14 protein-coding genes are annotated in these 13,315 nt (G+C 51.5%); 4 read left to right on the forward strand and 10 right to left on the reverse strand.

All coding sequences use genetic code 11. The features are described from left to right. Positions 1-321: 321 nt before the first annotated feature. From UNDKW_RS21180 to UNDKW_RS21190, 3 genes are all read right to left on the reverse strand, one after another. Entirely contained in the window at positions 322-684 is a 363-nt protein-coding gene (locus UNDKW_RS21180; protein ID WP_162060336.1) for a phage tail protein, read from the reverse strand. Between the two features lie 249 nt (positions 685-933). Further along, the gene (locus UNDKW_RS21185; protein WP_197892963.1) at positions 934-1,260 is read right to left on the reverse strand and encodes a hypothetical protein; all 327 of its coding nucleotides are present in this window, start codon (positions 1,258-1,260) and stop codon (positions 934-936) included. A 109-nt stretch (positions 1,261-1,369) separates the two neighbouring features. After that, positions 1,370-1,708, reverse strand: coding sequence for a hypothetical protein (locus UNDKW_RS21190; RefSeq protein ID WP_162060337.1), 339 nt, complete (start codon positions 1,706-1,708; stop codon positions 1,370-1,372). Between the two features lie 768 nt (positions 1,709-2,476). Here UNDKW_RS21190 and UNDKW_RS21195 point away from each other — a divergent pair. Both UNDKW_RS21195 and UNDKW_RS21200 read left to right on the forward strand, forming a co-directional pair. Then, positions 2,477-3,190, forward strand: a complete 714-nt coding sequence (locus tag UNDKW_RS21195; protein ID WP_162060338.1) for a GNAT family N-acetyltransferase — start codon at positions 2,477-2,479, stop codon at positions 3,188-3,190. Between the two features lie 308 nt (positions 3,191-3,498). Beyond that, a complete protein-coding gene (locus UNDKW_RS21200; RefSeq protein WP_162060339.1) occupies positions 3,499-4,011 on the forward strand; it encodes a hypothetical protein in 513 nt (170 codons plus the stop codon). Positions 4,012-4,254: 243 nt separating this feature from the next. Here the strand turns inward: UNDKW_RS21200 and UNDKW_RS21205 are convergent, their stop codons facing one another. The 6 genes from UNDKW_RS21205 to UNDKW_RS21230 form a co-directional block, all read right to left on the reverse strand. Then, complete coding sequence (locus tag UNDKW_RS21205; protein WP_162060340.1) at positions 4,255-4,686, reverse strand: hypothetical protein; 432 nt, start codon at positions 4,684-4,686, stop codon at positions 4,255-4,257. A 78-nt stretch (positions 4,687-4,764) separates the two neighbouring features. Further along, complete coding sequence (locus UNDKW_RS21210) at positions 4,765-5,196, reverse strand: hypothetical protein (RefSeq protein ID WP_162060341.1); 432 nt, start codon at positions 5,194-5,196, stop codon at positions 4,765-4,767. 514 nt (positions 5,197-5,710) lie between these two features. Then, entirely contained in the window at positions 5,711-7,363 is a 1,653-nt protein-coding gene (locus UNDKW_RS21215; RefSeq protein ID WP_162060342.1) for a hypothetical protein, read from the reverse strand. A 234-nt stretch (positions 7,364-7,597) separates the two neighbouring features. Next, the gene (locus tag UNDKW_RS21220; RefSeq protein WP_162060343.1) at positions 7,598-8,023 is read right to left on the reverse strand and encodes a hypothetical protein; all 426 of its coding nucleotides are present in this window, start codon (positions 8,021-8,023) and stop codon (positions 7,598-7,600) included. Positions 8,024-8,371: 348 nt separating this feature from the next. Continuing rightward, positions 8,372-9,319 (reverse strand): ATP-binding protein, encoded by a 948-nt coding sequence (locus UNDKW_RS21225; RefSeq protein ID WP_162060344.1) that lies wholly within the window; start codon positions 9,317-9,319, stop codon positions 8,372-8,374. Next, positions 9,306-9,998, reverse strand: coding sequence for a hypothetical protein (locus UNDKW_RS21230; RefSeq protein WP_162060345.1), 693 nt, complete (start codon positions 9,996-9,998; stop codon positions 9,306-9,308). Before UNDKW_RS21230 ends, UNDKW_RS21225 begins: the two co-directional genes overlap by 14 nt. Before the next feature lie 1,379 nt (positions 9,999-11,377). On the opposite strand from UNDKW_RS21230, the gene UNDKW_RS21235 reads away from it, so the two are divergent. Continuing rightward, positions 11,378-12,070, forward strand: a complete 693-nt coding sequence (locus tag UNDKW_RS21235; RefSeq protein WP_162042812.1) for a LexA family transcriptional regulator — start codon at positions 11,378-11,380, stop codon at positions 12,068-12,070. A 189-nt stretch (positions 12,071-12,259) separates the two neighbouring features. Further along, positions 12,260-12,826, forward strand: a complete 567-nt coding sequence (locus tag UNDKW_RS21240; protein WP_162060346.1) for a GNAT family N-acetyltransferase — start codon at positions 12,260-12,262, stop codon at positions 12,824-12,826. On the opposite strand, the gene UNDKW_RS21245 is transcribed toward UNDKW_RS21240, so the two are convergent. Beyond that, entirely contained in the window at positions 12,731-13,180 is a 450-nt protein-coding gene (locus UNDKW_RS21245) for a hypothetical protein (protein ID WP_162060347.1), read from the reverse strand. The two genes, UNDKW_RS21240 and UNDKW_RS21245, sit on opposite strands and share 96 nt — an antisense overlap. Positions 13,181-13,315: the final 135 nt, after the last annotated feature.

A 13,315-nucleotide genomic window follows, 5' to 3' on the forward strand; every position in this document is an offset into this window, starting at 1 on the left:
TTGGCACGCTGCCTGGCTCTTTGCGCAAGCTTGCCGGAGTGGCTCACCCACACTTGGGAACACTGATTTTGACTATACGAACATAAAAAACATTGTTACACCTTTGCTCTATAACGACTTGCGCTATTTTGCCCACTCTATTGAGGTCCGCAGATAAAACTCCAGCTCAACAAAAACCATCTACCCTACCTGGTAGTGCTGTTGGCCCTGCCGTCTTGCCCTGATGCGCCGGGCGCATGTCTTTCACTCTCGATTCCACTGTTGCAGTCCACTAGTCCTGCATACGATTGCGCTGTGCTGATCGTATCTGCTGACTATATATTACCTGACAAAAGTATGACCATAGCTAAACTTGATGATGTAAGCCGCATCTCTTATGTCATTGCCTTTGGAAGTTCCGGTACCTGTGCCGGATGAGGGATCAGGGCGGTAGTCGGGGATGCGGAATTGATCATTCTGTCCACCGTAGCGGTAACCAAGCACTGCAAACAATTCGGGGTAATGGCTAGGCTCAAGCGTGCGTCCATCACAAACCATCCAGCCCAAGAGTTCGATGGGCGAAATATTTCGTGGCTCACCTTCAGGTGAGCTGGTCTCACCTGCATAAATCAGCACTGATCCCACCGGAGCATCGCCAAAGGTAGACCGTATAGGGAATGGATTATTCATGCCATGTACTTCCATCGTGCGTCCTTTTTCTGTTGAGTTTGAATCGGCAAATCTGTCGCCCGGCCAGGTGCCCCATCCACAATTTGCCCATCGCGTCAGGGGAAATGCCTGTTGATTTCTAGTGAATAATAAACTAAAAATTTTACCCAGGACACTTCGCGGCAACAAAAAAAATCGACGTGCGCTCCAAACCGGAGGCACGTCGATTTTTTTAATTGCAACCCTTGCGGCTGTGTTAGCCCACCCGGGTGCAGTCTTAGCGGCTTACTTCGATGCTGCTGGCGTGGATGCTGCTGGTGCAGCTGCCTTGGCATCGTCCGCTTTCTTGTCCGTGTGTTCTTTCTTGTCATGCTTCACATGCTTTGCTTTTTTCTCTACCGCAGGTTTGACTTCTGCTTTGGATTCTGCTGCTGGCGCCGCTGTTGCTGGTGTTGAAGCCATGGCCGATGCCGATGCGACTTTTGCAGCGGGTGCCGGTGTGCTGGCAACAGCAGAAGCAGAGGCTGCCTTGGCTGGTGCAGCAGGCGTTTGTGCAAATGCGCTGCCCATCAAAACAGTAGAAGCGATCAGGGCGGTAATGAGCTTGTTCATGGTGATAATCCTTAATATGTCTGTGAGCGGTTTGTTTTTTGATTCACCGGCAGCGTCTGGCTGCCCGCATGCAATCTGAAGCTATACTTATTTGATGCTTATTTAAGACTTATTTCGATGCTGCGCTGGCTGCGGCAGATGCGCCTGCTGCTTTCACTTCTTTTTTACCATGCTTGACATGTTTTTCATGTTTGGCTGGCTTGGCTTCTGGTGTAGAAGCTGCTGGTTTGCTTTCTGCTGCTGGCGTTGCTGCGCTGGCAGATGCTGTGCTGGCAGATGCTGAAGCTGCGACCACTTTAGCGGCTGGTGCAGATTTAGCGACGCTCGCTGCGGCAGCGGCTGCTGCTGGCTTGGAGGCAGCAGTGGCAGGTGCAGAAGCTGGAGTTTGTGCAAATGCGCTACCCATAACAACTGTGGAAGCGATGATGGCGGTGATCAGTTTGTTCATGATATTTCCCTCTTTATGTTTGGGTTGCTTGCTTGGTTTTGCGTTTCGTATTTCATTTCGTAGTGTCGCTACGTAAGCCAAAAACGCCAGTCGGATACTTTGCGTTGACGCAAAAAACCACAGAATGCGGGGCTTAGTGTTGTTGTTCTAAACGGCATGTCGCCTGTCAACCGATCACCAGGCTCATGCGTTACGCGGGTAGGAATAGCAAAAACGACGCCTGCTTGCTGCATGGCGTCGTTTTTTTGTAGGGTGCGTCTTGACGCACCATATCGCCAACGATCAGGGCAAAAAGCGGCGCGTCAATCATCAGGAGCGGGCAAAGCGAAAGACGGTGCGTCAAGACGCACCCTACTGATTTGCTACCAACTGTAGGGCGCATTGCAATGCGCCGCATGTGATCGCCGCATTCCCAAGCCAAATATCTTTGCCGTGCACGAACTTGACATGCGGCGCAATACATTGCGCCCTACCTTACGGCGTTAATCCTGATATGTGTGTTCGACGTCCGGTAGGGTGCGCCGTGCGCACCGGGTTTTGAATTGGATGCCTGCAAAATATTGCGCATACAGCGGTGCGCATGGCGCACCCTACTTTACGGTTACGTCGGGCTTGGAGTGCTCTATTTTCATGGCCGGGTTTTACAAGACTTGTGTGCGCATTTTTTGATGGCCGGATGGATTTGACAGCAATGCCCACAAGCCAGGGAACAAGCATGGGCAATACGAGCTGGGTATAATAAAACAACCCACACTCAGGGATGAATCAATGAGCACGCACCTCAATACACAAGGCCAAGACCATCAGTATCTGAATTATCCAGAAGAAGACCATGCAGCCTCGCTACAGGCAGACCCTGAGCTGGTCGGGCGCTGGCTCAAGGGCTGGGCGCTGGCGCGGGGCACCGCAACGCCTGTCGCTGAGCATGGTGGCTGGTTTGTCGATGTAGGCTGGCCTGAGCAAAAGGCGCGTTATGTCTTCCCAGCTGTGCTGCCGGGCATTGCAGACCTGGCCCATACCATCAGCGAACCCTGGATTTTTTTGAAGACCTGCGCATCCGCCGCGGCACTCAGGGCCATGCTGCCTGCACACTGGATCATGCAGCGTCCCGGTTACATGATGACACTGGCGTCCAGCATGCCAGAAGTGCCGGATTTGCCAGCTGGATATAAACTCGATGCCACACTGGCGCAGTCCATCTCAACGGTGCGGGTGCTGACGATAGATGATGAAATAGCTGCCTCAGGGCGCATCGTGCTGGTCGATGGCCTCGCCATCTATGACAGCATAGAAACGCAAGCGGCACACCAGCGGCGTGGACTGGGGCGTTTACTGATGAAACAACTGGAGTCCATCGCTGCCGGGCACGGCATCCACGGCGGCGCACTGGTGGCAACACCCCAGGGCCGCACACTGTATGCCAGCCTGGGCTGGGAATTGCATTCACTGTACAGCACAGCCGTCATCCAGGCACCGGCCTGAAACCAACACAGGAACAGGAGGAAAATGACACTGTGCAGACTGCAGTGTGCGGGCATTTGCACCGGATTTTTAATTGGATAGTTGCAAAATATTGCACGGGAAACGGTGCGCATGGCGCACCCTACTGGCGATATGACATCATTTTTGTATGCCATTTTTTTTAAATGCCGTGATGCAGGGCGCAATATAGTGCGCCGCAGGTGAGCCTTGTGCACGGCAATGAATGCGAACACGGAAATACAAATATCTCATGCGGCGCATTGCAATGCGCCCTACCCTGCCTGGCCGATTTTAGGTACCATAGGCTGATGAAAAACCTCATCCGATCCTGCGCAAGCTACCTGCCCGCCGGCCTCATGCTGGCCTGCCTGAGTGCTTGCAGCACTGTTCCACCTAACCCTGTCGTACTGTTCAAGGCAGCGATTTATGATATCCGCCCTGGGCCGCCTTATCCCAAATCGACCAAGCCCAATACGATAGACTTTACCAGCTATTTCTGGGTCGATTTCATGTTGCAGGAGAACCTGATCGGGCATGTCGAAGATACGCGTGGCCCGGCCTTGCTGTGGGCCTGGCACATGCCTTGGGAGGGCCATTGGGACAAGTACGATTTTTACGTACTCGCGCGCCAGGATAAGGAAGGGAAATTGCAAACCGTGTGGTGGAGCTTTGCCATTCATGGCTTTTGCGTGGACCAAGAACTTGCACAGGAGCTGGACATACAAAGTGAAATGCAGGCCCTGTACCAAAGCGGGAAACTGGCCTGCTCCGTTCTCGATAAACTGGGTTATGACCTGCCCACGATGAAGAAGAAAGACTGAACTGTGGCGACAAGGATTCATCGCTGCCGCGCAGGTAGAGGGAGATTGCCGCGCGTGGCCCTACTTTACTGGAGCGGGAGCGGTAACAGTGGCGTCAAGAGTGAAAGGTTTGTGACCAGTTTTGCATGGTGCGTCATGACGCACCATTTCTCCACAATGAAAATATGTTTATTCGGTGACCTGGTGCATTGCAACACAAACATGCGGAAGCCTGCGATGCAAGTCGAGGCTGTTCTTGGTGCTTCAAACACCCCATTCAGCCAAGGTGACTTTAAAGTCAGGGGAGATGTCAAACCCAGGAGCCCAGTCGTCTTCAGGATAAGCATCAAGCCTGACAAAAAAACTGCCCTCCTCGTACAAAATCAAGGAAGATATTTTCGCGTTGAGGAGCCGGTAATTTGGGTGCTTGCTCCTCCACTCTTCAGTTGGTGCGTCTGGCAAATTGGATGAAGCAATGATTTCAGGCAGCAGTGCAATCAACTCTTTAAACCTGCTCATTTGCGCAATGTCTGGTTCATTGCCCTCTGCCGCTATATTGATTGGGTAATCAAGATCGCCAAGAACAGTATCAGCACGCCAGCCACCATGTTTACGGCGCGCATAATTGCCAACGAGAGGGTGTTCATGCAACTCGAAATACAAGGAGGAAGATGGATGATTATTTTGTTCAGTCATTTGATTTTTCCTTGTGATGGACGCCAAGCTGCTTTTTCTGCTAAAAGCCTGTACGTGTATTGCCACCTATTTTTTGATTCAAACACCCCATTCAGCCAAGGTGACTTTAAAGTCGGGGGAAATATCAAACCCAGGGGCCCAGTCGTCTTCAGGATAAGCACCAAGCCTGACAAAAAAACTGCCATCCTCGTACAAAATCAAGGAAGCTATTTTCGCATTGAGGAGTCGGTAATCTGGGTGCTTGCTCCTCCACTCTTCAGTTGGTGCGTCTGGCAAATTGGAAGCAACAATGATTTCTGGGAGCCGCTCTATCAATTCGGCAAATCTGCCCATTTGAGCAATGTCTGGTTCATTGCCTTTTGCTGCTATATTGATTGGGTAATCAAGATCGCCAAGAATAGTATCAGCACTCCAGTCGCCTTGTTTCCAGCGCTCATACCTCCCAACGAGAGGGTGTTCATGCGACTCTGAACTCCAGCGTGAAGACGGCTTATTTTCTAGATCGGACATTTGGTTTCCCCTGTTAAATTAGCGTGTGGATAGTCTTTTGATTTATCTTTTGCGTCAATTTAAAATGCGTGTGTGTGACTTGCTCGTTCAATTCAATAAAAAGACGTAAATGCAGTTGCCATTTTTCGATCTGCAAAATTTTTCAGCGATGTTTCGACTATATCTCAAAATTGACAACTTCATTGTAGCTAGAACTCATTTCATAAATAGGGTGAGATGCGTTTGCCTCATAGCGTGGGCTGGCAAGGCGGACGAGGCAGTCAATAGCTTTGCCTATTGATAACGAGTCCAACGCTGTCCAGCACACGCTATGAGGTAAACCCTCCGGGAACAGACGATTTGGGCGCATTGCGGCGTTGTGGCCCTCGCTAAGGCAGGAGCCTTAGCAGCGGACCACGCCTTGCACTGCATCCCAAATCGTCTTGTTCGCACTCATCCTATTTATGAAATGAGTTCTAACAATAACAAATGGAATTTATATCAGCCGACAAAAATAAAGTGACGCAAAGATTCTCTATTTTTTGGGAGGTATGACTCCCAAATTTTCGTCTCGATAACCAACACCAAAATAGCGATTAACCGAGCCGCAATTACGGCAGGCAGCCCGGATATTACCTGTCGGATCATGGAACTGAGCTGCCCCCATGAAGCCCCAGGGTTGTTCATTATTATTCAACAACTGGGAATACACCTGGGGTTCAGCGCAAACACCACGATATCCTGCGGTATCGGGATGTAAATTGTTTTTGTTGATCAGGTCTTGTACAAAAGAATTTTCCAAATAAGGTAACCCCAAGTCTTTACGAGGATTCTTACTATAACCAAGCGTCACTTTACCTTCTCTGTCAATGAAGGCCGCTGCCATTCCGGTTCGTGCTTCTTTTTGTGCTTCTTTCACCGCCTGTTGTGCCATACCCTCTGCATTGTTCTGGCTGGGGAACATTCTGAATTCATTCAGCTTGTTTGTCCAGTCAGGTGGCAGGGTATCTATTGAATAGGGATGTTTGAATTTAAATAAGCCTTCAGACTGCAACTCGCTTTCTGGCAACATGACATCGTGCGCCACCTCCGGCACGGTGAGTGATTTCTGACTGGCACTGTATTTGGCATCCGTGGCAAACGCGCGCCCTGGCGACAGGTAATCAGGGGCAGTTCTGGGGCCTCTTATTGTGTACGATGCAGCTCTCGGTACATTGAACGCAGCGCTTAATACACCATCGGATGCGAATTGTGCTGCGCCCGTAGCCAGGAAACGCCACATGCGGTAGTCCAGATCCGCGAGATATTCTTTTGTTCCCGGATCATTCTGTACTAAGGGACTACTCCATGGCGTAATCACGGCCGGGGAAATGTAATTGACGCCAGCGCCTGTCATTGGATCTCTGCGTTGATACCCACTTAAAACCGGGTGAATACTTGTACCCGCATAGGTATATCCAGAGTGAAGATTAGGGTCGTAGACAGTAGGTACCACCGAATCGGGCGGCGTAGCAAGGTATTTTGCTCTTGAAGCAGTCAGATTGGATGCTCGGGACGCAATCGCCGACATCTGGCGGTATTCTTCCGCGGCATCTCTTTGATCGCTGTCCTTGAGGGTGGCATATCCGTTGTTGAAGCTTTCTGCATGCGTGCGTAGCTGATCGTTGAGGCGTTCACATTCGTCTATAGTCTTGCAAGCCGCTGCCCGCGCATAGGTTTGCATCGCATAATCATCCAGCCTGCTATTGCTACTTTTTTTTAGGGGAAAGTCAGGTTGGCTTGCGTTAAGAGGTAAAGCGCTTCTACTTTTTTCGTTTGGTCTAGTCGCAGAAGTGGCTTTTCCAAAGGTGTAGTGAGGGTTTGCAACAGTATCACTCATCGGCACGGGAAATCGGGAATTTTCTGACGCATATCTCAAATCCATCTCTGCTGGCATGAAGCGTGTTCTGGTGCCATCCGCTACGTCAAAAATTTGTGGCTTATAGCCGCCCGCATCAAAGTTGTCCTTGCTCTGGTAAATGTCATCCTGCAAAAGACGGATGCTGGTGTCAAGATCAGACAATTGCAAGTCGTCCACCATTTTCCTGTTGTACGCTTGTATGTTGAAATCACTGCTCCCGTCAAATTCGTCAAAATCGGGGATGCGGTAGTACAGGCCATCGCGGCCTAGTATGCTGCTGTTTGGCATATTGTTCCTTATCTGTTATTGAATGGGTGATGCAGGTTTTTGCAGCGCAGGAGAGATGTGATATCGCGCATGACGATGCGCTCTGCAATCGCTTGTTGTAGGGTGCGCCGTGCGCACCAGGTGTTGATTTGGATAGTAAAAATTGGATGGGGACGGATGAAGATATGGGATGGTGCGTTACAACGCATACCCTACTCCATAGCCTATGTGCAGGGTGCGCGTATTTGCCCGAATCTACAAAACCAGCTTGCGTTCTTCGACGATGTAGAGCAATTCGTCGAGTGCGTTCAGGAAGGCTTCTTGCGGATCGAGCTTGGGGTATTTCCAGAAGTTCATGAGGCCGAGATGCTTGCAGATGGCCCAGTAGGTCCAGGGTTGTTCAAGGCGCAGGTCGTTGATGAGGGCGTCAACCTCTTTGACTTTTTTATCCCTTTCTATATCCCAGACGGCGTGGCAATCGTCGGCAGCAACGGAATAATTGCTGAGGGCATTCTTGCCGATGACGCCGCCACCGATGCCGGTGTCGCGGGCTATTTCTGCGTGGTTGTTGTTCATCCACATGGCCCATTGGTCGAGCCAATAGGTCAGCAGGTCTTTTTGCTGCTTTTGTGGGTCATTGTTGTTGGTCACTGTGTGTGCAAAATTCTGACGTGCGTTCATGCTTGCTCCTTGTTGTGCATGGGCTGTAGAGGTGTTGCTTGCGTATTTTTTTAGACTTTAAAACTTTAAGACCTCTCAACACAGAGGCACGGAGACACAGAGGGGCACAGAGGAGGGGTGGGCGTATGTTTATTGCGTAGGTTGGGCCGGGCCTCGCTAGGCTACGGGGTATCAGCCCAACACTCGGCCTTTGATAACCTATAACGTTGTTTTGAAGCCGAGTGTTGGGCTGGTAAAACGTAGCCCAACCTACAAGTACTTCAACACTTCCACTTATCTTCCTCTTCGCTTTTCTCTGTGCCCCCTCTGTGCCTCCGTGTCTCTGTGTCCAATGGTTTTGTTCAATAACTAAACCACCCGCCGGTACGATTCCCAATCAAACACCACGGCCTTGCCGCCGCCTTCGCGTAGCCTGTCCATGGAGCGGGTGCCGATGTAGTGTTCCAGCTCAGCCAGGCCCAGATTGCTGATGAGGATGCTGGGTTTCATGACTTCGTAGCGGCCGTTGATGATGTCGAACAGCAGCATTTTTTCTGTGTCGCTGCCAAACTGGACGCCGACTTCGTCGAGTATCAGCAAGTCTGGCTCTACAAATTCCTGTATCAGTTCCGTCTCGGTATGAGGGCTGTCGCGGCGGTAGCTTTCTTTGATGCGGCGTACTGCTTTCAAAACGGAACTCATGACGGCCTGTTTGCCTGCATCCATGATGTGCCTGGCAATGCCCACCGCCAGATGGGTTTTGCCGGTGCCTACACTGCCGCAAAAAATCAGGCTGCGGCCAGACTTGAGGACAACATCAAACTCTTGCGCATAGGCCTGGCAAGTGCGCAATGCCTGCTCTGCGGCGGCGCAGGTCGGGCGATAATTTTGCAGGCTGCGTTCTGCAAAGCGTGCCGGTATGGCGGCACGGCCCAGGCGTTTTTGCCACAGCGCGGCTTGTTGTGCCTGCCGCTGTTGCCGCATGCTGGACTGGCGTTGTTGCGCATCGCTGGCTTGCTGGCATTGCTGGCAGGCAGACCAGATGCCGCTCTTGTGCGAGTAGGCGGTGTAGCTGCCATGCTGCTGGCAATGCCTTTGCTCGCTACTGAGTATTAGTGGACTGTAACCGTTGAAAACAGAGTGCCTTCCGCTTGCGCAACGATCATGACTGCGTTGCAAATGCTCGCGATAGTTCACTATCGCTGTGCTTTGCGCCTTGCCCTGATCGCCGGGCAAGCGTCTTTCACTTCTGTTTTCACGGTTACAGTCCACTATGCCGCCGACGCGGACAAAACTGCTGGTGTCAGAATGAACCATCCTGGGCTATTCCCTGTGCGTAGTTGGTGTTGGCAAACCCTGCGTGCTTGCTGCTGGCGGGTGGTGCGTGGTGGGCAGGCATGCTCCAGTCGGCCTTGTAGTGCTCGTAGGGGCCAAAGAAGGTGGCAGCATGCTTGACGAATTTGGGGGCTTGCCCGCTGGCGGCGATGTAGGCGGCATAGCGCTTCACGCCATCGACCATGAGGGCGGCATCGACACCATCACGCCGTCGCGCCAGCCAGGCTTGCCAAGCTTCTTTTTTGCTGGCACCGGGTCGGCGTGGATAGGCTTGCCAGGCGGTTTCAAATTCAGCAGGGCATTCGTCGAATTTGCCTGGTTTTTTTGGCTTGGCAGGTTTTGATTCTTCACCATCGATTTCCTGGCAGGGCGAAGTCGTGCCAGGTTTTATAAAATTACAGGAATCAGTAATCAGATTATATGAATCAGCCGGAGCAGCATCCGTTAACTCTGGTGCAGGGTTGGTAGCTTGCACAGTACTTGCACTGTGCTGACCTGGTGCTGGCAGCGCACTGGGAGGTTCATTCCTGTGCGGATGCTGATGGGATTTGAACTTGCATATCTGAATATATCCTATACCATCCACCACATAACGCTCGATAAAACCATGTTTGGCCAATGAGTTCAGCAGGCCATCAATATCGCAATCGTCATAAGACATGATCTCGCTTCGGATTCTTTTATGGCGATCTTCAAGCCGGCCCTCTCTGTCAGCCATAGTCCATAAGCCAGCGAACAGCAAGCGGCCAAGAGGAGGGATTTCAGCCAGCAAGTCATTTTTGAAAAAGCTGTGTTTAATATTTCTTGCGCGGGGCATGTAAAAATTCCTTTTAATACTGGTTGAATCTGGCCACACAGGACCTGCAGGTTGAACCGGGCCTCGCCAGGCTACGAGGTATATGTCCGACACTTCGTTTTCTCTGTGAAACCTATGTGGTGTAGCAGGAAGGTTCATGTGCATGCCACATGCCTGCGTAACGAAGGCTGCCTGCAAGCAGCCTTTCCTTCCTCTGTGTCTCGGTGGTGAGTGGTTTTAAGTCTGGTCCCAGACTTATCTACTACTTCTACCCACCACGACATAATTTGCAATACGTATACACAGGCTGATTCTGCGCATTGCAAAACTGCCGTATTGATCGCATCTGCCCACTCCCATGACGACAGCGCGGGCCTTTGCATAAACGACGCGGTGTGATGGTGTGGGTGGGCGAAATCACCCGGTTGTCCAGGTGCTGCCAGTCGGTGGTTGCGGGTGACTGGCTCAGCATGGGCAGGCCCTTGCTTGTGTTGATACTTGATTTTTTCCGCAGGCGTACCCTATAGGGCATGCGCGTGCAGACACCTGACGCAGGATGTCATTTTGTATTGTCATGTTGTTGTCGTGTGGCTGCGTGGGCAGCTTTATTAATGGTGCGGTTGTATAAAACCGGAAGACCTCTCAACACAGAGATGCAGAGGTGCGCAGAGAAAAAAAGCGGTAGAGAAACGAAATGTTGGCAAGTGCGTAGGTTGGGCTACGGGGTATCAGCCCAACACTCGGCATTGAAATAACGTCATCGCTTATCAAAAGCCCAGTATTGGGCTAATGAACCGTAGCCTAGCGAGGCCCGGCCCAACCTACGAGGGCGCCAACATTCTCGTTTTTCCAAGGATTCGCTTTTCTCTGTACATCTGTATCAAGAGGTCTTCATCGTCAAATTTATGCCCCATGCATACGGGGCTTCGGTCGCCAGAAAGACGACAAAATCATCAGCCGGATAGCCAAAACCACAGGCGGCTGATGGTAACCAGGGAATCCTGGTGGAGTAAGTAGATGGTTAAACAGTATTCGCGCGGTAACAGATCAAGGCAGGCGAACGGCTAGTATGTTTAAGGTTGAAGGATAGGTGGGTTGATAACTTCGCTACATTGCCAGATGCATACCTGATTAAAGTAAGCGAGCGCCTCCCCACAAGTTCAATTATATACATTTTCGTATTACCATCCAAGTTTTTTTCACTAATTCTTGGCATTTTTAATGCGATAACGCATAATGCAGTCATGGACGCTAAAACTAATATCAAATATCTCATGGATAAGTCGGGCATGAACCCGACTTCGTTGGCAACTGCCCTGGAAAAAATGTTCCCTGATGAAGTCAGGGTGCCGCAGGCGACGATATTCCGTATCGTCGAGGGCATCACCAAGGACCCGCGCACCTCGTCGCTGGCGCCGATTGCCAAGTTCTTTAATGTCACCCTGTCTGACTTGCGCAGCAAGGATTTGCGCGGGCATGAGAGCAGCCAGCCTGTCGCTGCCAACGATGAACAGATCAGCATTGCTGCTATTAATTACTATGCGGCCAAGGGCTCTTGCGGCGGCGGCGCGCATAATGAAGATGCCGAACCCAAGGGCCAACTGATTAAAGAGCTGGGCTTTTTCAAGAAATATGGCGTCAAGCCTGAGAACCTGGCTGCCATCTATGCTGATGGCAGCTCGATGGCTGACTTTATCGTCGATGGCGACATGGTCATTATCGACCAGACCAAGACTGAGCCGCAGAGTGGCAAAATCTTTGCCATCCAGCATCCTGATGGCCTGCGCATCAAGCAATTACGCCGCGAAATCGACGGTACCTGGGTGCTGGAAAGCCGCAACCCCGATAAACGCACTTATCCCGATGAGCGCATCACGCCTGAGAATGTAGGCTTGCTGAAAATCATAGGGCGCTTTGTTTACAGACAAGGCGGCTGATTTTTTGTGATGGGTTTGTGATGGGTTTGTGATGGGTTTGTGACGATGCGCAGACCCTGGCATGGCGGCATGCATATCTGTACACCCGCCCATGCCAATTTGCTATGATAGCTGCTTGTCTGCAGGGTGATACGCCCGGCGCCCTGCCCCTGCTCTCTGTAATTCCACCACGATGGATGATCAAGCTTCATGCAAACTGTACTCTCGCAAGCCCTCCACACCCCGCGCCTGATCGTGCGCACCATACAGGAAGACGACCTGCCTGACTTGTTCAAGGTATTTTCTGACGACACCGTCACCCGCTTTTTACCGTATATCACCTGGACAGATACCCTCGCTGCTCATAGCTGGTATGCCCGCGTCAAGGAAATGGCAGCGCAGGCATCCGCCGTGCAATGCGTGATGGTCGATAAAGAAAGCAGCCAGGTCATTGGTTCTTGCCTGCTGTTTCGCTTTGATACTGATAGTGAACGCTGTGAGCTGGGCTATGCCCTGGCGCAATCGCACTGGGGTGGCGGTTACATGGCCGAAGCCCTGCGCGCCCTGCTGACGCACGCCTTTGGCGAGATGGGCATCAACCGCATCGAGGCAGAAGTCGATCCCCGCAACCCCGCCTCTGCCCAGCTCTTGCGCAAACTGGGCTTCACCCAGGAAGGCTTGCTACGCCAGCGCTGGAAGATGAAGGGCGAAATCAAGGACACCTGGATGTTTGGCCTTTTGCGCGATGAATGGCAGGCGGCGAACCGGCCAGGCTGATTTTGCAATTGGCGGACATGACAAACCTGAAATGATGCATGCTAACTCGTGGGGGCGGCTTTCGCCGCGAATAGCCGCCACGGTACGCTGTTCGCGGCTAACGCCGCTCATATGGGATGTCATTTCCAGATTGCAGGGCGCATTGTAATGCGCCGTATGGCATGGTCGCACGCGGCAATTTAATTTACCGGCAATAAGCAATGCCAGACAAGCAGGGGGCGCCGTGCGCAGCATAGCCTGGCAATATGGGTTGCGATATTGCTTGTAATATTGCTTGTAATATTGCTTGTAATATTGCTTGTAATATGGATTGTGATATCGCTTGAGAAGCGCAGCCTGCCATTTGGTGCGCATGGCGCACCCTACTCCCGCAAATTGCTGTAGCCATCATTTACGTCAAATCAAACCGCCTTATACCCATTCCCACACTTTTCTCCGTTTACATATAACCAACAATTCCATACGAAATCATACCTTTTAATGCATTTT

Origin of the sequence: Undibacterium sp. KW1 (genome assembly GCF_009937955.1) — a bacterium.
Taxonomy (GTDB): Bacteria; Pseudomonadota; Gammaproteobacteria; order Burkholderiales; family Burkholderiaceae_D; genus Undibacterium.

What these genes read in the sequence shown, in the direction of transcription:
- UNDKW_RS21180 (WP_162060336.1), bottom strand. Translation starts at nt 684, where the DNA reads ATGGAAGTACATGGCATGAATAATCCATTCCCTATACGGTCTACCTTT.
- UNDKW_RS21185 (WP_197892963.1), bottom strand. Translation starts at nt 1,260, where the DNA reads ATGAACAAGCTCATTACCGCCCTGATCGCTTCTACTGTTTTGATGGGC.
- UNDKW_RS21190 (WP_162060337.1), bottom strand. Translation starts at nt 1,708, where the DNA reads ATGAACAAACTGATCACCGCCATCATCGCTTCCACAGTTGTTATGGGT.
- UNDKW_RS21195 (WP_162060338.1), top strand. Translation starts at nt 2,477, where the DNA reads ATGAGCACGCACCTCAATACACAAGGCCAAGACCATCAGTATCTGAAT.
- UNDKW_RS21200 (WP_162060339.1), top strand. Translation starts at nt 3,499, where the DNA reads ATGAAAAACCTCATCCGATCCTGCGCAAGCTACCTGCCCGCCGGCCTC.
- UNDKW_RS21205 (WP_162060340.1), bottom strand. Translation starts at nt 4,686, where the DNA reads ATGACTGAACAAAATAATCATCCATCTTCCTCCTTGTATTTCGAGTTG.
- UNDKW_RS21210 (WP_162060341.1), bottom strand. Translation starts at nt 5,196, where the DNA reads ATGTCCGATCTAGAAAATAAGCCGTCTTCACGCTGGAGTTCAGAGTCG.
- UNDKW_RS21215 (WP_162060342.1), bottom strand. Translation starts at nt 7,363, where the DNA reads ATGCCAAACAGCAGCATACTAGGCCGCGATGGCCTGTACTACCGCATC.
- UNDKW_RS21220 (WP_162060343.1), bottom strand. Translation starts at nt 8,023, where the DNA reads ATGAACGCACGTCAGAATTTTGCACACACAGTGACCAACAACAATGAC.
- UNDKW_RS21225 (WP_162060344.1), bottom strand. Translation starts at nt 9,319, where the DNA reads ATGGTTCATTCTGACACCAGCAGTTTTGTCCGCGTCGGCGGCATAGTG.
- UNDKW_RS21230 (WP_162060345.1), bottom strand. Translation starts at nt 9,998, where the DNA reads ATGTCTTATGACGATTGCGATATTGATGGCCTGCTGAACTCATTGGCC.
- UNDKW_RS21235 (WP_162042812.1), top strand. Translation starts at nt 11,378, where the DNA reads ATGGACGCTAAAACTAATATCAAATATCTCATGGATAAGTCGGGCATG.
- UNDKW_RS21240 (WP_162060346.1), top strand. Translation starts at nt 12,260, where the DNA reads ATGCAAACTGTACTCTCGCAAGCCCTCCACACCCCGCGCCTGATCGTG.
- UNDKW_RS21245 (WP_162060347.1), bottom strand. Translation starts at nt 13,180, where the DNA reads ATGCGCACCAAATGGCAGGCTGCGCTTCTCAAGCGATATCACAATCCA.